Source organism: Paenibacillus sp. Soil750 (assembly GCF_001428045.1).
GTDB lineage: Bacteria > Bacillota > Bacilli > Paenibacillales > NBRC-103111 > Paenibacillus_E > Paenibacillus_E allorhizoplanae.
In genome coordinates this window covers 490,446-513,007 of sequence record NZ_LMSD01000012.1, presented here as the reverse complement: position 1 = coordinate 513,007, position 22,562 = coordinate 490,446, and the positions used below count along the sequence as shown (strand labels likewise).

At 44.8% G+C, this 22,562-nt stretch carries 11 protein-coding genes; all 11 read left to right on the top strand.

What is annotated here, in order from left to right; genetic code table 11:
* Positions 1 to 133: 133 nt before the first annotated feature.
* The 11 genes from ASL11_RS14450 to ASL11_RS35435 all read left to right on the top strand — a co-directional run bounded on the left by ASL11_RS14450 (position 134) and on the right by ASL11_RS35435 (position 22,323).
* Positions 134 to 2,938, top strand: coding sequence for a family 43 glycosylhydrolase (locus ASL11_RS14450; RefSeq protein WP_056615287.1), 2,805 nt, complete (start codon positions 134 to 136; stop codon positions 2,936 to 2,938).
* Positions 2,939 to 3,125: 187 nt separating this feature from the next.
* On the top strand, positions 3,126 to 4,157 hold the full coding sequence (locus tag ASL11_RS14445) for an ABC transporter substrate-binding protein (RefSeq protein ID WP_056615286.1): 1,032 nt from the start codon (positions 3,126 to 3,128) through the stop codon (positions 4,155 to 4,157).
* A 106-nt stretch (positions 4,158 to 4,263) separates the two neighbouring features.
* The gene (locus ASL11_RS14440; protein WP_056615283.1) at positions 4,264 to 5,784 is read left to right on the top strand and encodes a sugar ABC transporter ATP-binding protein; all 1,521 of its coding nucleotides are present in this window, start codon (positions 4,264 to 4,266) and stop codon (positions 5,782 to 5,784) included.
* Complete coding sequence (locus ASL11_RS14435) at positions 5,771 to 6,811, top strand: ABC transporter permease (protein ID WP_056615281.1); 1,041 nt, start codon at positions 5,771 to 5,773, stop codon at positions 6,809 to 6,811. The genes ASL11_RS14440 and ASL11_RS14435 overlap by 14 nt, the downstream gene beginning before the upstream one ends.
* Positions 6,795 to 7,823: a galactofuranose ABC transporter, permease protein YjfF gene (gene yjfF / locus ASL11_RS14430; protein WP_056615278.1), complete on the top strand. Its 1,029-nt coding sequence runs from the start codon at positions 6,795 to 6,797 to the stop codon at positions 7,821 to 7,823. Before ASL11_RS14435 ends, yjfF begins: the two co-directional genes overlap by 17 nt.
* Positions 7,824 to 7,874: 51 nt before the next feature.
* Positions 7,875 to 9,662 (top strand): cache domain-containing sensor histidine kinase, encoded by a 1,788-nt coding sequence (locus ASL11_RS14425; RefSeq protein ID WP_056615273.1) that lies wholly within the window; start codon positions 7,875 to 7,877, stop codon positions 9,660 to 9,662.
* A gap of 11 nt (positions 9,663 to 9,673) precedes the next feature.
* Positions 9,674 to 10,876, top strand: coding sequence for a response regulator transcription factor (locus ASL11_RS14420; RefSeq protein WP_056615270.1), 1,203 nt, complete (start codon positions 9,674 to 9,676; stop codon positions 10,874 to 10,876).
* A gap of 4 nt (positions 10,877 to 10,880) precedes the next feature.
* Positions 10,881 to 12,782: a substrate-binding domain-containing protein gene (locus ASL11_RS35845; protein ID WP_200962431.1), complete on the top strand. Its 1,902-nt coding sequence runs from the start codon at positions 10,881 to 10,883 to the stop codon at positions 12,780 to 12,782.
* Between the two features lie 190 nt (positions 12,783 to 12,972).
* A complete protein-coding gene (locus ASL11_RS14410) occupies positions 12,973 to 13,563 on the top strand; it encodes a TlpA family protein disulfide reductase (protein WP_162261639.1) in 591 nt (196 codons plus the stop codon).
* 114 nt (positions 13,564 to 13,677) lie between these two features.
* Complete coding sequence (locus ASL11_RS14405; protein WP_056615264.1) at positions 13,678 to 17,835, top strand: family 16 glycoside hydrolase; 4,158 nt, start codon at positions 13,678 to 13,680, stop codon at positions 17,833 to 17,835.
* 258 nt (positions 17,836 to 18,093) lie between these two features.
* Positions 18,094 to 22,323 (top strand): PA14 domain-containing protein, encoded by a 4,230-nt coding sequence (locus ASL11_RS35435; protein WP_063795572.1) that lies wholly within the window; start codon positions 18,094 to 18,096, stop codon positions 22,321 to 22,323.
* The last annotated feature ends 239 nt before the right edge of the window (positions 22,324 to 22,562 follow it).

Sequence of the window (22,562 nt, the reverse complement as noted above, 5' to 3'; positions counted from 1 at the left end):
AATATGCTAAGTTTAAAGCAGATGTTAAGTATGGATGAAGGAGGAACAAGGTAGGCAAGTTTAGCAATCCAATCAGATGTTTTATTAGTATGTAGCCATAGAAATGAATACGAGAACGTAGGAGGAGCAACAAATGAAAAAAGCAATCATCGGCATACTCATGGCCTGCATCCTTGTCACCGGCACAGTAAACGTACCTTTGAACGTTCGTGCAGCAGATCCAACTTCGGATGGTCATGGATTAATGGGAGATTTCTACAAATGTGAGAAAAATCCAAATGATCGACAAGATATAACGGTGTTTAACTTCGATAACTTTCGTGGAGAACGAGCTGTTGCTAATCTAAATGGGGATTCGTTTACAAGTATTTTTAACCAATTGTCGGGAACACCCGATTATAATACAGCGCGATTTACTGGAACCATTGTCCCCCAATTTACAGAGGACTACACGTTCCATATGGTAGGCGATGATGGTTTCCGATTATGGATTAACGGCGAGAAGATTATTGACTTCTGGCAACAAACATGGGATGTCCCGCAGGATAGTGTTGCCATTTCGTTAGAAGCAGGCAAGCATTATGATATCAAAGTTGAATATCTGCAGGGCTGGGGCGGATCTTGGCTGCGCATGGAGTGGGAAAGCGCAAGTCAACGCAGAGAAGTCGTGCCCGAATCAGCGCTGTATCTGCCTTCTGATCATATCCTCCCCTCCAAGAAAGAGGATTTGACAGCAGAAATACAAAAGATTGATTATTTAACGGGCAACTTTGCAGGCGAAGTAACCCCAGGTGCTTTAAATGACCTTCAAGCAACAAAGGTTACTGCCGAGACAACGCTAAACACGATTGATTCCCAAGCTATGACGGATGATGAAAAGGTAGCGCTGCTCTCGCAAGCGATCCAAAACGTATCCGTTGCCAGATCCGCTTTTATGAAAGAATTGGGCGTCACAAGCAAGACGGTATTTAACAAGTTTAACAACCCGCTTTATCAAGGGCAGGATCCCTTCGTCACGTATCATGATGGTTATTATTATTTCGTATCTTCGAGCAACTTGGACTCCAACAATAAAGTGTATGTATCCAAATCGCGCACGCTGACTGATCAAGGTGAAAAGGTACTTGTATTTGATTCACTCGGGTCACAAACGCGTATCTTCGCACCCGAAATCTTTTTCTTTAATGGCAAATGGTACATCTACTATTGTGCAGATCGGCAGGATTACGGCTATCAACATATGGCGACCGTTTTGGAATCTACCACTTCGGATCCGCAAAGCCCATTCGTAGATAAAGGGGCGATTTATGCCGGTGAGAATGGTGTTAATAAGCAAGCGAATGACTTTACAGTCTTTGAGCATCAAGGACAATTGTACGCCGTGTGGGGAACGTTAGGTGCAGGTGAACCAATTGGACCCGCTATTGCACCTATGGATAATCCGTATACGATTTCAGTGGATCGCTCCTTCTTACCAGGCGGAGGCGGGGAAGGTCCACGTGTGTTACAAAAAGACGGCAAAGTATTTATCACCATGTCAGAAGGTGATTACGCGTCCAATGGCTATCGGTTGTCCTATTTTATGAACACCGATGGGAATATATTGAATCCGAGTTCATGGTCGCGCACGAATGATGTTTTCGTAGCAACGAGTGAAGTATCGGGTCCTGCTAGAGCAGGATTTGTGAAGTCTCCTGACGGCACGGAAGATTGGATGATCTATCATTCACGCGTGTACAAAGATACAGGACGCAATTGGTGGCGTGAAGTGAATATCAAGAAATTAGATTGGAATCCAGATGGAACACCTAACTTTGGCCAGCCCGTTTCACCTAATGAATGGCAAGACCTACCTTCTGGAGATCCCGGTCAAGGGGATATGTATCAAGCTGAAAATGCGGTTCTTTACGGTGATATTACTTCGGACACTACACATGCCAACTATCAAGGAACAGGATATATTCATTTGCCGACAACATCTGGAGCTGAAGCTAGTTTCGTCGTACAGGCACAGGAAACCGGTGATTATATCGTTGGTACACGATATGCTTATGGGGTTCAAGTGAATGGGGAATCTACCAATAATCCGACAACGCAATTGCCTGGCAGAGCCAAAGTGAATGTCTATGTTAATGGCAAATATGTAAAATCAATTGCACCCGATAAAACAGCGATAAGCTGGGATGAATGGTTTACCGATTCGCAACGATTGAGCTTGCAACAAGGGAAAAACGTCATCAGTTATCGCATTGATAATAGTTCAATTGGTAATGTGAATGTGGACTATCTAACGATGTACAAGGCAGATGTGCCAAATGTTATCGATACGAATCAAGTAACGGGGAAATTGTCGGGTGCGACGGCCATTCAAGCTGGTCAACAATTTGAGATGAATTATGGCTTGACCCATGTATCAAGTAGAGGGGAAGACGCGATTTACGCTCAGGATCTGCTCATTAACTATGATGCGGATAAACTTGACCTTGAATCGGCGGTTTCTAAGAAGGAAGGTCTTGCTGTTCTTGGTTTTAAAAAGGTAGCTCCAGGGCAAGCACATATCCTGCTGGCTAGTCTAGGCGCAGCGAATACAGTAACCACAGATGGCGATTTGTTAACGCTACATTGGAAAGCACTTAAAGCGACTAACGATGCGAGCATTACGATTTCTCCAGTGCGAATTGCCAATTCAAAAGGCGTGGAGAGGTTGTTGGCACCTATCGCTTTTAACATACAAGTAACAGGCGGCGGAACGTCAAACTCGCCGGATGTTAATGCTGATGGCAAAGTAAGTATTGGCGATCTTGCTATTCTAGCCTTCAGCTATGGCCTATCCGCATCCAGTCCGAATTGGGCGCAAATACAGAAGTTAGATTTGAACCATGATGGTGTCATTGATATTGTCGATCTGGCGGCACTAGCAAGAGCTATTATTCAATAACATAGACTAGGTTCAGCACGTTACAGAGAGGGGCAGATCCATGAGATCTGCCCTTTTTGACATCTTTGCCTCACTTTTCAGTGGGTATGACGGAATAGTGCAAAAAATGACTTTTGCGTGTAAAGACGCTCACAACGCATAAAGCTACAATAACATTGTAAGCATTTAATTAGAGGAGGAAACACAAATGGTGCAAAAAAAGAGATTCATGGGGGCCCTAGTGGCAGCAACGGTTTTGGCTACATTGGTATCCGGATGCGGGACCAAAACAGAAACAACTTCGGCAACGAAAGCGCCTGATACGGCAAAAACATCGGAAGCGCCAGCGAAAGCAGCCGACAGCAAGCTTGTCATCGGTTTTTCGCAAATCGGTGCAGAAAGCGGCTGGCGCGGTGCCGAAACACAATCCATTCAAGATACAGCTAAGGCTGATCCGACGATTGACTTGAAGTTCTCCGATGCCCAACAGAAGCAAGAGAACCAAATCAAAGCAATTCGTTCATTTATCGCCCAAAAGGTTGATGTTATTGCCATGGCTCCTGTTGTTGAAACAGGTTGGGAAGCGGTTCTAAAAGAAGCAAAAGATGCGAAAATTCCAGTTATTCTTGTTGACCGTGGTATTGATAAGAAAAACGAAGATTTGTACACAAGCTTCATCGGTTCTGACTTTATCACGGAAGGTCAGAATGCAGCTAAAGCGTTGGCCGAGCACATGGGTGACAAAGGGAACGTAGTTGAGCTTGAAGGAACAGTTGGTGCGAGTGCAGCGAATGATCGTAAAAAAGGTTTCGATGATGAAATGAAAAAACATCCAAACATTAAAATCGTCAAATCCCAAAGCGGTGATTTCAATCGTGCAACAGGTAAACAAGTGATGGAAGCGATTCTGAAATCGCCAGAAGGTAAAGACATTCAAGGCGTTTACGCACATAACGATGACATGGCTCTAGGCGCGATTCAAGCGATTGAAGAAGCGGGCAAAAAGCCAGGTACAGATGTGAAAATCGTATCCATTGACGGGATTAAAGAAGCTTTCGAAGCGATTAAAGCTGGCAAATTGAATACGGTAGTAGAATGTAACCCGTTGTTAGGGCCACAATTATATCAAGCTGCGAAAGATTTGAAAGCAGGTAAAACTGTACCGAAATGGATTAAATCCAATGAAGACGTGTTCTCTGGCCAAAAAGCAATCGACGCGCTTCCTAATCGTAAATACTAATCGAATTGGTTGACAAGATACAGGAGTCATAGAGAGAAAACGAAATCAAGAGCGGATTCGATGCTCTTGATTTCGTTTCATAAATCGATAGAGGAGCGAGTGCCATATGCAAGAACATCCCTTATTAGTGATGAGTGGAGTCAGTAAATTTTTTCCTGGTGTCAAAGCTTTAACGAATGTGGATTTTCAGCTTCGTAGAGGAGAAATTCATGCATTGATGGGACAAAATGGCGCAGGAAAATCCACCTTGATTAAAGTTTTGACAGGTGTCTATGAGATGGATAAAGGCACGGTCATCCTTAACGGCCAGAACGTACGCATTAAGTCACCGAAAGATGCGCAAGCATTGGGGATTAGCACGGTTTATCAAGAGGTGAATCTATGTCCCAACATTTCCGTTGCTGAGAACTTATTTATTGGTCGGCAGCCACGCAAGCAAGGCGGGATGATTGATTGGGGCGTCATGAATCGCCAATCGGAGGAACTGTTGGCACGACTTAGCATTCAAATCGATGTCACGAAGCCGTTGGCTGAATTCTCCATCGCACTTCAACAAATGATCGCAATTGCACGTGCGGTTGATATTTCATCCGGATTGCTTATTTTAGATGAACCGACGTCGAGTCTCGATCAACAGGAGGTCAAAGAGCTATTCCGCATTATGCGCAAATTGAAAGAGGAAGGCATGGCGATCGTCTTCGTGACACACTTTATGGATCAAGTGTATGAAGTGTCGGATCGAATTACTGTGCTTCGAAATGGTGAACTTGTTGGGGAGTATCCAACAGAAGAACTTCCTAGAATGCAGTTGATTTCCAAAATGATTGGCCGAGAGTGGAAAGAAGAAGAGAAGAAGAGCAAAGTAGTTGGCATGAAGAAAAGTGAAGTGTGGGTTTCAGCGAATCAACTGGGCCGTAAAGGCTCTATTAATCCATTCGATTTAACGCTGCACAAAGGTGAGATTTTGGGACTCGCTGGGCTGCTCGGTTCAGGGCGCACAGAGATGGCGAAGTTGATTTTTGGTATTGATAAGGCCGATGAGGGAGCATTATCTATTGGCAGTGAACAGATGAGAGCCATGTTTCCTATGAAAGCGATTGAACATGGGTTTGCCTTTTGCCCAGAGGAACGTAAGGTTGAAGGGATTGTCGGTGAGTTGACGGTTCGAGAAAATATTGTTCTCGCTTTGCAAGCGAAACGCGGATTGTTCAAACCGCTATCCCTACGCAAACAGCAGGAGATTGCCAACCATTATACGGATCTACTGCACATTAAAGCGTCCAGTATGGAGCAGCGCATTGATCAGCTGAGTGGGGGGAATCAACAGAAAGCCATTTTGGCTCGTTGGTTGGCTACGAATCCGAAGCTCCTTATCTTGGATGAACCAACACGGGGAATCGATATTGGGTCCAAAGCGGAAATTCGCAAATTAATTATGTCACTCGCAGCAGAGGGCATGACGATTCTGATGATCACATCGGAATGGGAAGAGATTATAGGGTGCTGTGATCGTGTCATGGTACTGCGAGATCGCGACATTATTGGCGAGCTGACGGGTGAAGAGATTACGGAGCAACGGATTATGCATATGATCGCAGAAGGAGGGAGCAGAGATGAAGCCATTTAACACCCTATATGAGAATTTGGCACAAAAGAAGTTATTATGGCCCTCTGTTGGTATTATTTTAATCTTGATCTTTAATGCATTTTTTACACCAGGTTTTTTCAATATTCGCATGCAGGATGGTCATTTATTCGGGAGTCTCATTGATATTCTGAATCGTGGAACACCAATTTTAATTATTGCGCTGGGGATGACGCTAGTCATTGCGATGGAAGGTATTGATATTTCGGTAGGCTCTGTACTGGCCATTTCGGCTTCCTTGGCTGCTTTTCTTATGCAAAAGCACGTTCCGTTCGTTTTCGCCTTAGGAGCAGGTTTAGCGATTGGTGCCCTGTGTGGCTTCTGGAACGGCATACTGGTTGCTAAATTGAAGATCCAACCGATGATTGCCACACTGATTCTGTTGACGGTTGGACGTGGTATCGCGCAACTTATCTCAGGAGGTCAAATTATTACGATTTCCAACAAAGCCTATCGGTTTGTAGGCGGTGGGTACTTGCTAGGCATTCCTTTCTCAGTTGTTATAGCAGCCTTTGTTTTCCTAGCTCTCTATTTCATCACACGGAAGACTGCGTTTGGCTTGTTCCTGGAATCGGTTGGCTCCAATCGTGTATCCAGTGAGTTTACGGGGATCCATGCGAGCCGAATCATGTTGACGGTATATATTATTTGTGGGTTTTGCGCCGGGCTTGCTGGTATTATCGTTTCCTCTAATATTACGGGAGCCGACTCCAACAATGCGGGGCTATGGTTCGAGCTAGATGCAATTCTAGCTGTCGTCATTGGGGGAACCTCGATGCGTGGAGGACGTTTCTATTTAGGTGGTACTGTCTTAGGGGCACTCTTCATTCAGACAATGACGACAACCATCTATACACTAGGCGTTCCCTCGGAATCCGTTATGGTCGTAAAGGCTGTCGTGATTATTCTAGTAAGCTTGGTTCAATCTGAAGTGTTAACGTTGAAACTAAACAGTCTATTCCATAGAAAAAGTGAAAAGAAGGTGCTTGTTAATGAAACTACGATTTAGAATTACATCGGCTAACATCACCATTCTAGCGACGATTGTCTTATTCCTCTCGCTGTACGCTGCGGGTTCAGCGATGTTTGATAGCTTTTTTTCCATGCAAGTATTTCTGAATTTATTTGTAGATAATGCCTTTCTAATTATTGTAGCAACGGGCATGGCGTTCGTCATTATTACTGGCGGAATTGATTTATCGGTTGCCTCTTTAATTGCTTTAATCAGTGTTATTTCAGCCGTGATGCTGCGAGCAGGTATTCATCCTTTTGTCGTGATGCCATCCGTGCTGGTGCTTGGTACAGGATTTGGCTATGTGCAAGGGTATCTCATCTGCCGTTTTAACATCCATCCTTGGATCGTTACGTTAGGCGGTATGTTTTTGGCAAGAGGTACGTGCTTCTTGATAAGTCCTGAAAGTATTGTGATCGACAATTCGATCTATAGCGCAATTTCGAACTACCGAATTCCGATGCCAGGCAGCGGCACCATCTCGGTTGGTGTTGTTATCGCCCTAGTTACGGTAGCAGCAGCTATCTACGTGTCCAAATTCACAGCATTTGGCCGCAATGTGTACGCGATAGGCGGGAATGAACGTTCCGCTGAACTAATGGGTCTGCCCGTCTATGCTACGAAAATGGCTGTGTATACGATCAGTGGTTTTTGCTCCGCATTAAGCGGTATCGTGTTTACCTTCTATATGCTTTCTGGTTATGGCTTGCATTTGATGGGCGGAGAGATGGATGCGATTGCAGCTTGCGTTATTGGCGGTATTTTACTAACTGGAGGATTCGGTTATTTAGTTGGTCCTATGCTTGGGGTATTAAGCGCAGGCGTTATCCAAACGATTATTATGTTTCAAGGCTCGCTAAGTTCATGGTGGACGAAGATCGTAATCGGTTTCCTATTGTTTGCTTTCATCGCGTTACAGCGTGTCATTGTTGCTCGAAGAGAAAGGAACCGCAATCCAGCCACGAGCAAGAAGTTGAAAAAGCGAATCCAAAATGCCGTTGAGATATGATAGTATAAGAAGAACTGGAAAGAGAGGAAGATACGACAGAGGAGGATCGGGGTGAGTGTACTCATTCGTTACTGGCAGGATCGCAGCATCCGATTTAAGCTGAATAGTATCTTTCTAATTATCATTCTCATTTCGATTCTTGCGTTAAGTTTATGGGGGAGCAGGGCCTACAGCACTTTTTCTGAAAATCAAGCAGATGCGAATACGCTGCAAATGATTCATCAGGTTGAAAGTAATGTCGATCTCTATATCCATCACCTAGAAGATGTACTCTCCTATATTAGTGAGGATGCATCTTCTAGTCAGTTTTTGAGAATGGCTACGGTTTCAGGACCATTAACTGGAGACAATTCACAGATTACGAAAATGATGACGATGTATGCCATGAGAAACAAGGAAGTAACCGGAATCATGCTTGTCAACCAGAAGGGGGCCTATGTGTCTTATGAAATGGATCGGATCACACGGGACTCGCTAACGGAAGAAGACTGGTATCAGGACGCGATTAAAGCACCAGGTGAAACGTTGATCATTAGTAATCCCATTGGACGTAATGTTGCCACCTCACAGAACTACAGTTCCTACGATGTCTTATCGTTAGTACACGCTGTGCAGGATCCGCAAAGTCATGAAATCCTAGGTGTCGTTCTGATGGATTTGCGCATGGATATGCTGAAATCGATATTCGAGAATCTCAAACTAGGTAAGTCTGGATTTATGTACATTCTCGATTATCAAGACCAAATTTTGTATGCCCCAACGAACAATATTGTGTATCGGATTCAGAGCGATATGCTGCATAACGGCCAGCAAGGAAGCTTTACGCAAACGATTAAAGATCAGCGATATCGCATTCTGTATAATGACTCCAATACGAATAATTGGAAGTTTATCGGTGTCATTCCGAATGATGATTATGAGAAGGTTGTTAAGGATATTCAACTGTACACCCTGATTGTAACCATTATTACCTTGGCGCTGGCAGTGTTCTTATCGACGTATTTTACGGGGACGCTCATTCGACCTATACGCAAGTTAATGAGTTTGATGACCAATGTCAAGAATGGGGAATTAAATCAGCGTTTCGTTCCAAAAAGTAAAGATGAGATTGGCCAATTAGGGAATAGCTTCAATCATATGTTGGAAGAAATTAACAATTTAATCAATCTTGTTTATGTGGAACAGAAGAAAAAGCGGGAAGCGGAGCTGCAAGTGCTGCAAGCGCAAATTAAGCCGCATTTTCTCTACAATACGCTGGATACCATTCAATGGATGGCGCAGGAATATGAAGCTGACGATATTATTGAAATTATTGGGGCGCTGACGAATTTATTCCGGATTGGCTTGAATAAAGGCTATGAGTGGATTCCGATTCGAGACGAAGTCAAGCATGCTGAAAGCTACATGATTATTCAAATGTCACGTTATATGGATAAGCTGGATATTCAGTTTGACATTTCGGAAGAGCTGTACCGATACTTTGTGCTGAAGCTCATTTTGCAGCCTTTGATTGAAAATGCGATCTATCACGGGATCAAAGCGCGAACAGGGAAAGGTACGATCACCATTAGTGCGGAGAGACATTTGGATATGATTTATTTCCGTATTCAGGATGATGGGGCGGGTATTCCGCCAGAGAAATTGGAAGAGCTAAATCAGATTTTACGCGGTGAAAAGCAGCGTTCGGATCAGTATGGCATCGGTTTGTTCAACGTGAATGAGCGGATACAGCTCACCTACGGTATGGCTTATGGCCTTCAGATTTTTAGTGAACTTGGCAAAGGGACAACTATTGAAGTGAGGCATCCTTTGATACAAGTTGTTAAAAAAACAGGATGAGGTGACAACGGATGTTGAAACTGATGATTGCAGATGATGAGCCTCGCATTCGCAATGGTCTATGTAAAGCGCTGCCATGGGGAGATATGGGCATACAGGTTGTGGCTGAAGCTGAGAATGGCCAACAAGCTCTTGAAGTAGCTGCTACCGTACGTCCAGATCTCATGTTTGTCGATATTAATATGCCTATTATGGGTGGACTGGAACTTATTGAACGTTTGCAAAATGAGGTTCCTGGATGCTTAGTCATTGTGATATCGGGGCATGATGAATTTTCTTATGCGCAACAGGCGGTTAGACTGAATGTCTTCGATTATTTATTGAAGCCTGTTCAGAAATCGGAACTTCAAGCCGTTGTAAGCAAAGCAGCAGAGGTTTTAAACAAAGATCGGATTCAGCAAAGATACACACAGTGGATGAATCATAAATTTGAAGACAAAGCCGTGACCATGCGGGAGGATTTTTTGCGCAGTTGGATTACGGAAAGACTGACTCAAGATCAGTTTGAAGAAGATCATGAGTACTATCAGCTGCATTTTCAAGGATCAGTCAGTCTACTTCTAGTGAAATCTCTGGGCAAAATGACGATTAATGCGCCAGCGAAGACATGGGATCCGCAGCTGCTCGAGTTTGCAATCAAAAATATTTTGACCGAAATGCTTCCTGAGGTTCCGATATCTGCGGTTCTCAGCGTTGAACAGGGATTCATTGCTGCGATCTCGCAAGTAAGCGATCTGACGGGTTTGCATGGGAAGTATGAGGAGTTTGAACATTCGGTGCAGCAATATTTAGGTGTCAGCATGCTCATTACCCATGTTGTCACCGAACAGCTGGAGGAGATTCCTTCGCTTTATCATGAGTTGAAGAACAGCCTCAGCAAGGAAAATACATTAACACCGATTGTGATGATGACGAAGAAATATTTGGAAACCTACTATTACAGAGAAGATCTATCCCTGTCTGAGGTTGCCGAACAGATGAATGTGAATGCGACGTATTTAAGCAAATTGTTAAAAAGAGATCTGGGCAAGTCATTTATTGACTGCCTAACCGATATTCGAATCAAAAAAGCAATTCAGTATTTGAATGACCCCACATCTAAAATGTATGAGATTTCTAGGCGAGTGGGTTATCAATCACAGCATTATTTCAGCCATACGTTTAAAAAAGTGATGGGTGTATCGCCATTGGAATATAGAAAACGTGGGGAATAGACATATGAATGTGAACGCACCGAGGCGTTTATTAGGATATGGATTTTTTGGAGTGATGGTGCTAACTGCCATCATTCTAGCCATTTTTGGCGTTGTTAGCTTAAAGTCGGATAAGGCTGACACGGAGTTCCTCATTGGGATTAGCCAGCCGAACTTGAATGAATCCAGGCAAATTGCGATGTACAATGAAATTCGCAATGAGGCCGAGAAGCATAAGAATGTCAGACTCATTTTTACGGATGCTGCTGAGAATAGTGAAAAACAAATCAATGATGTGCAGAAGCTTTTGCATTATGGAATTGACCTTCTCATCATCTCGTTAAATGATTCGGAGAAGCTAACCCCTATCGTCAAAGAGGCCTATAAGGATATGCCGGTTATCGTTCTTGGCCGAGGTGTCACGGGGTATGATTATTCGATGTTCATTGGTTCTGATAATTTAGCCATAGGGAAGAAGTCGGGCAAGTTGACTGCTGATTTATTAGGAAGTAAGTACTCAAAAATTGTAGAGATCAAAGGAGCGATAGGCTCCTCTTCCGTAGAGGAAACAAGTCTCGGTTTTCGTGCTTATTTGGAGCGGACCCCGTCGCTACATATTACCAAAGTCATTGATGGCAATTGGCGGCGCGATCAGGCGGAAGATGAATTGAGACGTACACTAACTGCGGAGCCAGATATCAAGCTCGTATTTGCTCACAGTGATGCCATGGCGCTTGGGGCGTATCGTGCTGTCGAATCACTAGGTTTACATGATGTGAAAATCATTGGCATTGATGGACTCGAGACAATGAACGGTGGATACGATCTGGTTAAGCAAGGCACACTCAGCGGTACGGTAACAAGTCCAACGGGTGGGAAAGAATCGATTCAGTATGCCCTCGATATTTTGAATCAAGAAAAGGTCATTCCGAAGAAGATCATTTTACGCAGTCATGTGATTACAAATGATAACGCTTACCCTGGCAATGAGGATGTTGCCCATGCGGAGTCCTTGTCCAAAGTCCTTACGGGGAGTGCACTCACAAGGAAGATCAAGCTTGGCGTCGCCGTTGTTGGCTCGGAAAGCAGTTGGCGTGCAGCCAACACGGAATCGATTATGACCACTGCGGGGAAAGATCCTGCCATTGATTTGCTCATCCAGAATGCAGAAGGAAATCAAGAAAGACAAATAGCCATCATTCGCAACTTTATTAAGTCAAAAGTGGATGTAATCGCATTTACGCCGTTCGTTGAATCAGGTTGGGATGAGGTATTGGCTGAGGCCAAAGCTGCGGGCATCCCGATCATTTTGACAGATCGCAAGGTAAAAGTGGAGGATGATTCCTTATGGACTACGTTCATAGGGTCTGACTTTGTTGAAGAAGGACGCCGCGCTGCGCGTTGGCTTGTCGAGAATAAGAAAAATGTAAGCGGGGTCACGTCAATTGCAGAATTGCAAGGGACTTCGGGTTCTGCCCCAGCGATTGAACGGAGACAAGGCTTTGAGGAAGTACTTTCTCAGCAAGCCAGCTTCCGCATCATCGCCTCGAAAGTTGGAGATTTTACGTATGCAAGCGGTCAACAATTGATGTCGAGGATCATTGCTGATGGTCAAGTACCTGACTATGTGTTTGCTCACAATGATGATATGGCGTTGGGTGCAATTAAGGCCATTGAGCAGGCGGGGATGAAGCCTGGCAAAGATATTGGCGTCATATCCGTGGATGCCACGAAGCTTGCTTTTCAAGCTATGACTGCTGGGAAGCTGAACATGTCAGTGGAGTGCAACCCGCTATTGGGACCACAAATTATTAAAGCTGCTAAGGAGCTTGCGGCAGGGAAAGAAATTCCGGTCAATATTATTACAGCAGAGGGGATCTTCGCGCAAGACACAGCCAAACGCGATGTTACGACACGCAAATATTAAAGAAATCAGGAAGACAAGTCTAGTAAATGGCGCACGATGGAGCCTTTTGCTAGACTTGTTTTTTTGTACACCAGTTAGGGAGCTCCGGCTGCGTAAACATTTATCAGAATCACGTACATTATATCTGTATTGTGTAAAGACGGTTATTTTTGAGATTACTATAATGTTAGTAACGGAAGGGGAGCTGTACATGAGAAAAAACTATATTTTACTTTGCGGCATTATTCTACTGAGTTGTCTGCCTTTATATTTACTGTTCTCTCATAAGAGCACGGATCCCATCGTGAGTGAGGGAGAGCGGCTGGATGTCCATAAACTGGAAAGTATCGTAAATTTGGCAAGTTCACGCGGAAAAGCTGGACCGAATGATGTTAAAGCACCAACCTTTACGCTGAAAACGTTAGACGGTTCCTATGCTACGATTGGCGGCAAGCGGGATAAACCACTCGTTGTTCATTTCTGGGCGAGCTGGTGCGAAGCATGCTCTGTCGAAGTGCCAACGTTAAGGAAGCTCTATGAGCAATACAAGAATCAAGTGGATTTTGTAGGGATAAATGTTGCGACAGAAGAGAAATTGGAAAATATCCAAAAGTTTGTGCTGACGAATCATATTTCTTATCCGGTACTCCTAGATGAGCATAAGCACGCAGCAGATCTCTATGAACTCCATGCGCTGCCAACTGTTTTTCTAATAGATACGAATGGATATATTATGGATACCTTTCATATGGTTGACCCGCTTGAGCTAGAAGAGAAAGTCGAACGTTTAGCCAAGCGATAAATAACAAATATGGTGAACCTGAAACCCCGTGCAGGAGGAGTGATAAGGATAGTAAGCAACAGGAATGACGAAAGTTCTGAAATAATTCTATAAGGGAAAAGAGGTCTCACGGAAATGAAAATAAAGACGTTTATCGTCCAATTATTAGTTATTGCCTTGTATATGACCATTATTTCGCCATACCCTCCTGCCAAAGCAGCGGAGGTAGAACCCCTGCCAAGCTACTTTGCTGATCATTTCGATAAGGTGACGATTGATGGTAAATGGAATGTGATCGAAGGGCCTTGGGCAATTGATGCGGGTAAACTGACTGTTGCCAAAGGACAAGGATTTAAGGCGATTACGAGTGAAGAACATTCGTTCGGTGATATGACCGTAGAGAGTGATATCAGCTTGGCTGACAAATCAGGTGATGCGGGCGTATTGTTTAGAACGATCAGCGCGACGCCAGGGGCCGACAATGTGAAGGGGTATTATGCAGGTATTAGTGCAAACGGAACAGGTGTCGTGACGCTTGGACGCATGAATAATAGCTGGACGGAGCTCAAACGAGCTGCAGTTACGATTAATCCGAATACGAGTTACCATTTGAAAGTATCTGCTGTTGGCGATCTAATCAACGTCTATGTGAACGATGTATTAGTATTGACGCAGTCCGACAGTACGTATACATCGGGTAACATCGGGGTAAGGATGTACAATTCGCTGCCGACTTACGATAATCTCGTAGTTAAATCTACCGAGGGAAGCACGTTATTCGAAGATACTTTCGAAACGCAGGCAGAGCAAAGTCTTGGTCAGTGGAATCAAATTGATGGCAGTTGGAAGCTGCAAGCGGGTACGATTACAGTGAATAGCGGCGATGGCTATAAAGCGCTTGTCAAAGATACGGAATTTGAGGATATGACCCTCGAAACCGATATTAAACAACCTAGCGGTAATGGAACTGGTGATGCGGGCGTGCTGTTCAAAACGCAAAGTGCTGCACCTGGCGCAGACAATGTCCGTGGCTATTACGCGGGATTAAGCAATAATGGTACTGTTATTCTTGGCCGAATGAACAACAACTGGCAGGCACTGAAAACGGTAAAAGCACTGCCGAGTGTGGATACGAACCGTTCTTATCATTTAAAGGTTGTTACCTATCAAAATCGAATCAAAGTGTATGTCAATGATACGCAAAAGCCAATTATCGACTATACCGATGATAGTGCGGATAAGTACACCAAGGGTGGCATTGGTTTGAGAAGTTATCGTTCGGTTCCGCAGTTCGATAACTATATTGCGAGTGAATATGTGGTGCCTGACCAATCCTTCGTAGCACCTGTAGCGAATAAAAGTCCGCTAGTGCAAACGCCATTTACTCCGCTTCCATTGGGTTCCATAGAGGCGAAAGGCTGGCTGCTCAAGCAACTTGAACTTCAGCGTGACAACTCTACGGGCTATTCAGAGGATTTGTATAGTGAGCTCGGCACCAACGCAGCTTGGCTTGGCGGCACAGCGCCAGATTCCGATTGGGAGCGTCCGGTTTACTACTTGAAAGGGCTTGTTCCTTTGGCCTACACGTTAAAAGACAAGGACCTCATCGCGAAATCTCAGAAATGGATTGAAGCGATTCTGGCCAGTCAGCATGCGGATGGTTCTTTCGGGCCTGCGAGCAGTGATGATTGGTGGCCCCGCATGGTCGCACTTTATGTTATGAAAGATTATTATGAAGCGACCAATGATGGGCGTGTCCTTCCGTTCATGACGAAATATTTTCATTATCAAGTGGCTCAATTGCCGGATCGACCGTTAAGAGATTGGGGCAAAATTCGCGTAGGCGATAATATTGACACCGTGCTCTGGTTGTATAATCGAACGGAAGATGCTTTTCTGCTCCAATTAGCAGATACATTAGCTGATCAAGGTTATCCGATTTCCGATATTTATGCCAAAGATGAATTTCAAAACTTCGGTAATGATTTCCAACCGACCCATGCCGTTAATGTGAATGAAGCAATCAAGATGCCAACCATCTACTATCAAAGATCGCATGATGAACAAGATCGTGATGCTTTCCAACAAGGCGTAAGCAATTTGGCAAAGCATGAACAGATCACGGGGATGCAATCCGGCACCGAAATGTTGGCAGGCATTGGAGCTACACAAGGTGTAGAGCTCTGTGCCATTACAGAACGGATGCAAAGTAACGAAGAAGCAGCGATGATTCTCGGTGATCCGCATATAGGCGATGCACTTGAGAAGATTGCCTTCAATTCCTTGCCTGGCGCTATGGATAAAGAGTTGAAGAACCATCAGTATTATTCCTTACCGAATCAGGTCGAGAGCAACATTGCGGATCATGGTTATAAACAGAATTATGAGAATGGGACGATGCCGTCTCCGACATCGGGTTTTCCATGTTGCCGATTTAATATGCATATGGGCTGGCCGTATTTTGTGAAAAATATGTGGGGCGCCACACCGGATGGTGGTCTCGGTATTATTGCGTATGGACCCAACCGCGTTTCCACCAAAATCAAAAATGCAAACGTCACGATTGATGAAACGACGAATTATCCATTCGAAGAGCAAATCGGATTCGATGTGACAACGTCGGAAGCCGTAAGCTTCCCGCTTAAGTTAAGGATTCCTGCATGGTCGAATCAACCGACCGTAACGGTCAATGGTCAAGCTCAGCAAGGCGTTATTGCTGGTGAATATATGACGATCGACAGAACTTGGACGACAGGCGACCGTGTTGTGCTAACGGTGCCAATGAAATTGAAAACAACAACTTGGGTGAATAATTCGGTTGGAATTGAACGCGGACCGCTTGTGTTCTCCCTGCAAATCCAAGAAAATTGGCAGGTTCAATCTAATCCGATTGGCGCCATTCCAGGCTTTGATGCAGGAGCACTTGGCTACAACCAATATCGTGTATCATCGAGCAGTCCGTGGAACTATGGATTAGTGATTGACCGTGAACATCCAGAGCAATCGATTGAAGTCGTGAAAGGTGAGATGCCAGAGAATCCTTTCATCCAAGCAACAAGCCCAATTAAATTGATTGCGAAGGCGAAGAAAATTCCAACATGGGGGAAATCGGCCAACAACGTCGAAGCGACTGAACCGCCTGTAGGACCAATCTTATCGACAGAACCAACTGAGCACATTACTTTAGTGCCCTATGGCGCTGAGAATTTGAGAGTCACCTATTTCCCAGAGGTGACGGAACAAGCAGAAGAAGCCATGACCATGAAATATGAAGCTGAACAAGCCCAAATTGGCCATGCGAAAGTGAATACGAATAATAATCGTGCTTCGGGTGGCAGTTATGTCGGAGAGATTGATTATCCAGACAGCTATGTTCTTTTCAACGCGGTACAAGTTCCTGCTGCTGGCACATACAACATGGATATTTGGTTTGCTAATGGCGGCGATTATACAGCGGCTACGGGAAAAGTTCTCGTTAACGGCGAGGAGCAATTGGTAAAGCTTCAGGGTACACAAAACTGGGGACGCTTCATGGCAATTCCTCTAACAGTCGATCTCCAGGAGGGGACGAACACGATCAAGTTTATGAAAAGCGAAGGCTTTTATGAACTGGACTATGTGGTTGTTCGACCGCTGGAAGTGAAAGCACCTGAGCCTACGTTGCCAGCTGTCGCTAGCTTGTCAGGACCGGATGCCGTTCAAGCGAATCAGACCTTCGATCTAGAGATGGGTATAGCGAACGTTACACAAAGTGTGTACGCACAGGATGTAACTGTGTCATATAATCCTAGCCAAGTGGAATACATGGGTGCTGAGGCTTTGACAGAAGGGTTTGTATTAGTTGGTGAATCGAAGTTGACAGGTCAAGTGCGTTTGCTAATGGCGAAAGTAGGTAAATTAAACCTTGATGGTTCATTACTTAAGCTGAAATGGAAAGCCAAGTCTATTCCCAACACAGCGAACACTGTCATTTCCTTGTCAAATGTTATCATCGCTGATCAACATGGGGTAGAAACAACGCTAGATACCGCCCAACACACGATGCAACTTACGGTTCCAATAGTCAACGTGGATCCAACAGACGATACAGATACAATTGTGCCTATACCTTTACTAGGTGATCTCAACAACGATGGCAAATATTCCACCGATGATTTAGACATTTTAGCAGCATTCTATGGTGTATTGTCAAATAGTGCATCGTGGGAGCAATTGAAGAATCTAGACTTTAATCATGATGGTCAAATTGACTTAGTTGATCTTGCAGCAATGGCACAAATGATTTCGCAGTAAAGCATAGAGCTTTGGAATCCCGCATATTTACGATACGACTTGTATCGTTATATGTGGGATTTTTACATAAAAAATCCTATTAATGTAAATACATGTTGAACGGCGTTTTCTATAATAAAGAAGTTCCAATGTTGAGAAATAAAGGAAGGAGGCAGCACGAGGAGACTGAATATATCAACATGAATCTATACATAGCTAGGTAAGGCCTCCCCAAATTTGATACGTTATGCATCTAAAATAAGAGAGGTTGGTTCAAGCATGAAGTTCAAAGACGTGCAGAAAATGCTATTAATGCTTGTCATGGTTGTGAGTTTAGCTCTTCCTTCCCTATTGATTACACATCACGTTCAGGCTGCAGAAGCTGAAACACATGGCTTGAAAGGTGACTATTATACGAGCTCAGGCTCACCAAGCTTTAATTTTGGAACTTTAAAAGCGACTACGGTCGACGCAAATTTGGATTTTAGCTCCTTGGAAACAGCGTTGAAGTTGATGACAGGGCAAAGTGATAATGTGAATGTAAGATGGACGGGATCGATCGTTCCTGCCTATTCTGAAAATTATACATTCTCCATTATTGGCGACAATGGATTCCGCCTGTGGGTGAATAACCAACTTGTGCTTGATCATTGGGTCAATGATTGGGATAAAGAGCAAACGGGCATACCGATCGCTTTGGTCGCAGGCCAGAAAGTGGATTTCAAGCTCGAATATTTCGAAGCAACAGGCGGATCTAATCTGCATGTGAGATGGTCCAGTCCTTCGCTTGCTAAACAGGCGATTCCTACGGATGCGTTGTTCACACCAGCTGGTTATAAATCCGCAGGCCGCATCTCCGAGGATGGAACGAAGGCAGAGATCAACTTTGATAACGCCTTATCCGCTCCGCCTACAGGCGGGTTTGGTACGCATCTGAAGGTGGATGTCGCTGGAACCAACTGGCCAATTGCTAGCGCGGCACTTCAATCAGGTAATAACAGTGTTCTCGTGCTCACATTTGAGAATCCGATTTACTCCAAGGATGTTTCACAGGTGGGGATTAGTTATGACGGGAATGGCGGTCTTCAACAAGGGGACGGAAGTGCCATTGGCGCTTTCTCCAAATTTTTGAAAAATGACTCGACGTATCAAATTATGACGCCATGGGCGGAACAACTGGATCCAGCTAACGTGTTGCCAGAGTATCCAAGGCCACAGCTGGCTCGTGCGCAATGGATGAATCTCAACGGTGAATGGGAATTCCAGGCTGCCAAAGCTAGCGATGCGCTTCCAACCGGTCAAACTTTAAAAGAGAAGATTCTCGTCCCATTTGCGGCAGAGTCGATTCTATCCGGCATTCATCGTACGGAAAGCTTGATGTGGTATAAGCGATCCTTTACGATTCCCGATAGCTGGAGCGGTCAACGGGTGAAGTTGAACTTCGGGGCTGTCGATTATTTGGCTACTGTCTATGTCAATGGACAGCTTGTAGGCAGTCACAAGGGTGGATTCACGGCATTTAGCCTGGATATCACAGATCAATTGAAGACGGGACCTAATGAATTGATCGTGAAAGTGTTAGACAACACGGACTCAGGAGAAGATCAAGCGGTAGGGAAGCAAACTGTGAAGAAGCTTGGTGGCATTTGGTACACATCAAGTTCAGGTATATGGCAAACCGTTTGGATGGAACCAGTTGCCCCAGCTCATATTGACAAGCTAGACATGGTACCGGATATAACCAACCAGGTGCTAAAGTTGAAAGTGACTGCTTCTGGCGTGCAAGGTGAAACTGTCAAAGCGACTGCTAGTATCAATGGGCAAGTTGTTGGCACAGCGACAGGAACTCCAGGAACGAACATTGCGATTCCGGTTCCAAATCCAAGATTATGGTCACCTGATGATCCGTTCCTCTATGATCTCAAGGTGTCATTAAACAACGGGACGCAATCCGTTGACCAAGTAGATAGTTATTTTGGGATGAGAGAAATCAAGACAGGTCTGGTTGATGGTGTCATGCGTACACTGTTAAATGGCAAATCCGTCTTTATGATGGGGCCGCTAGATCAAGGGTACTACCCAGATGGGATTTACACCGCACCAACCGAAGAAGCGCTGCAATTTGACCTGGCAACGATTAAACGGATCGGCATGAACACCGTGCGCAAGCATATCAAAATTGAGCCGGCACGCTGGTATTACTGGGCAGATAAAATGGGCTTGCTGGTCTGGCAGGATATGCCTAGTTTAGAGGATCGGCAGGGGAATAAAGGAAGTGATATTTCTCAAGCGGCGAAAACACAGTGGTTGAAAGAATATAAGGAAATGGTCGACCAGCTTCAAAGCACGCCTTCGATTGTGACATGGACGGTGTTTAACGAGGGATGGGGGGAATTCGATCAAGGCGGCCAACTGTCCAAAGATGCCGTGAATCTAGTGAAAAGCTGGGATTCCACACGCCTCATAAACGGCAGCAGCGGTTGGTGGGATACAAGTGTAGGCGATCTGAACGACGCGCACAGTTATCCAGCGCCTGCTTCACCTGCGCTATCAGCGAACCGTGCATCTGTCATTGGTGAGTATGGCGGACTTGGTTTGCATGTGACAGGACATGAATGGACGCCGCTTACCTTCTCTTATCAATTAATGAGCAGCAAACAGGAAATAACAGATAAATATATTGGTTTTATCGATTCTCTTAAGCAACAGAAGGCAAATGGCTTAAACGCAGCGATCTATACGCAAATTACAGATGTGGAGTATGAAATTAACGGACTGCTTACGTATGATCGTAAAGTGGAAAAACTTGATTTTGACCGGATCGCTAAAGCCCACCGAGAGTTGATCGGCACAGCGAATAAAGCAGATTTGCTTGCGCAACTTGCCCTTGAAGAAAGCTTCCTTGGCGCCATTCACATCGGATCACAACCTGGCGCATATCCACAAGCTGCTGTTGATCAGTTTACGACAACATTAAATGCGGCTAAGGCGGTTAATCAAGATGTGAACGCAACGGTAGGTCAAATTCAAGGGGCACTAGTTAGCTTAGTAGCTGCACATCAGCAAATCTTATCTACCGTGCATGCGCCCATTCCTAACGGTTTTACGACAGATTCATTTGATTCCACAACGCTAGCGCCAGGTTGGACGATTTTCCGTCCAGATAACACTAAATGGAGTCTAACTGCCAATCCAGGGAGTATCCGCCTGCAATCTTTGGCTGGAGATATGTTCGGAAACTCCAACGCAAGTAAAAACGTATTTCTGCAAAATGCACCTGCCGGAGATTTCGTGATAACCACCAAAATCACAGGTTCGGTGAACAAGAATTATGAGCAAGGTGGTTTGCTCGTTTGGCAGGACGAAGATAATTATGTGCGTATAGGTCATGTGTGGGATACCACGGGTGCTACTGGGAAAAATCTAGAAAGCGCATTTGAAAAAAATGCCGTATACACCAAAGCAACCAATGTTGCGAAGCATCCGGGGACAGATTCGGTGTATCTGATGATAGCGAAGGTAGGCAATGTCTATACGACATCCTTCTGGAATGGTTCCGCTTGGCAGCAAGCAGCTGATCCGATGACAGTCAATTTATCGAATGTCAAAGTGGGCTTCTATGCGATGTCAGCAACAGATGGTACGTCCATCCCTGTAGATGTTGATTACTTCTCGATAGGTCCTGCTGTGGATGAGCCGTCTTTCACATGGACAGGTTCAGCTATCGTTTCCAGCGGGCAGCCATTTAACGTCACATTAAGTCTTGGCTCGGTTACGGAAGCTGTTTACGCGGAGGATCTGACCGTGACGTATGATCCGACGCAACTCGAATTTGTCTCTGTGGAGGAGTTGCATGCGGGGGTTACCGTGGTGGATAAAGCCGTGACACCAGGCAAAGTAAGGTTGATTATTGCCAATATCGGCGTCACCGATGTGAATGGCGCGATGCTTAAGTTGAATTGGAAGGCCAAATCATTGACGAGTACTGCAAATGCGACGGTCCTGCTTTCAAGTGCTGTGCTTGCGAACGGCACAGGTGAAGAAAAGACATTGGATCAAGCTAGCTTGGCTGTTCAAATTACGGGATTAGTGAATAAAGCCGTATTGAACGATCTGATTTCACAAGCACAAAGCAAACATGATGTGGCACTTGAGGGAAGCATTGCGGGACAATATCCGAATGGTTCCAAAGCAGTGCTCCAGACAGCGATCGATGGAGCTAAGGCTGTAGCTGTGGATGCAAGTGCATCAACTGAGCAAGTCACACAAGCTGTGAATGCGCTTCAGTCTGCGTTGAATGCTTTCTTAGCCAGCGTGCATACCGCAACGCCTGGTGACGTCAATACCGATGGCAAATTCTCCGTGGGAGATTTGGCCCAAGTTGCTGCTGCATACGGTAAAACATCGGCTGATCTTGATTGGGAGCAATACAAGCAAATGGACGTTAATGGCGATCATATCGTTGATATTGAGGATTTGGCGGCGGTCGCGCAGTTGATTTTGCAGTGAGGTAGTGTCGGAATGGGGAAGGAGCTAAACGGCGTGGTGCCGTTTAGCTCCTTTTTTTGTGAGTTGAGCGTAAATGGCTAATATGCGAGAGTACAACCTTTGCGAGACAAAAGGCTATACGAAATATGACCTTGGCGTAGAGTTGAACCGTTTTGTTAATCGAAGTGGACATATTGTGCATGGGGGAAATAATTTGTTAAGCCCTTTGGATGAAATGGAAATATGAGCGCCGCTATATG

What these genes read in the sequence shown, in the direction of transcription:
- ASL11_RS14450 (WP_056615287.1), top strand. Translation starts at nt 134, where the DNA reads ATGAAAAAAGCAATCATCGGCATACTCATGGCCTGCATCCTTGTCACC.
- ASL11_RS14445 (WP_056615286.1), top strand. Translation starts at nt 3,126, where the DNA reads ATGGTGCAAAAAAAGAGATTCATGGGGGCCCTAGTGGCAGCAACGGTT.
- ASL11_RS14440 (WP_056615283.1), top strand. Translation starts at nt 4,264, where the DNA reads ATGCAAGAACATCCCTTATTAGTGATGAGTGGAGTCAGTAAATTTTTT.
- ASL11_RS14435 (WP_056615281.1), top strand. Translation starts at nt 5,771, where the DNA reads ATGAAGCCATTTAACACCCTATATGAGAATTTGGCACAAAAGAAGTTA.
- yjfF (WP_056615278.1), top strand. Translation starts at nt 6,795, where the DNA reads ATGAAACTACGATTTAGAATTACATCGGCTAACATCACCATTCTAGCG.
- ASL11_RS14420 (WP_056615270.1), top strand. Translation starts at nt 9,674, where the DNA reads ATGTTGAAACTGATGATTGCAGATGATGAGCCTCGCATTCGCAATGGT.
- ASL11_RS35845 (WP_200962431.1), top strand. Translation starts at nt 10,881, where the DNA reads ATGAATGTGAACGCACCGAGGCGTTTATTAGGATATGGATTTTTTGGA.
- ASL11_RS14410 (WP_162261639.1), top strand. Translation starts at nt 12,973, where the DNA reads ATGAGAAAAAACTATATTTTACTTTGCGGCATTATTCTACTGAGTTGT.
- ASL11_RS14405 (WP_056615264.1), top strand. Translation starts at nt 13,678, where the DNA reads ATGAAAATAAAGACGTTTATCGTCCAATTATTAGTTATTGCCTTGTAT.
- ASL11_RS35435 (WP_063795572.1), top strand. Translation starts at nt 18,094, where the DNA reads ATGAAGTTCAAAGACGTGCAGAAAATGCTATTAATGCTTGTCATGGTT.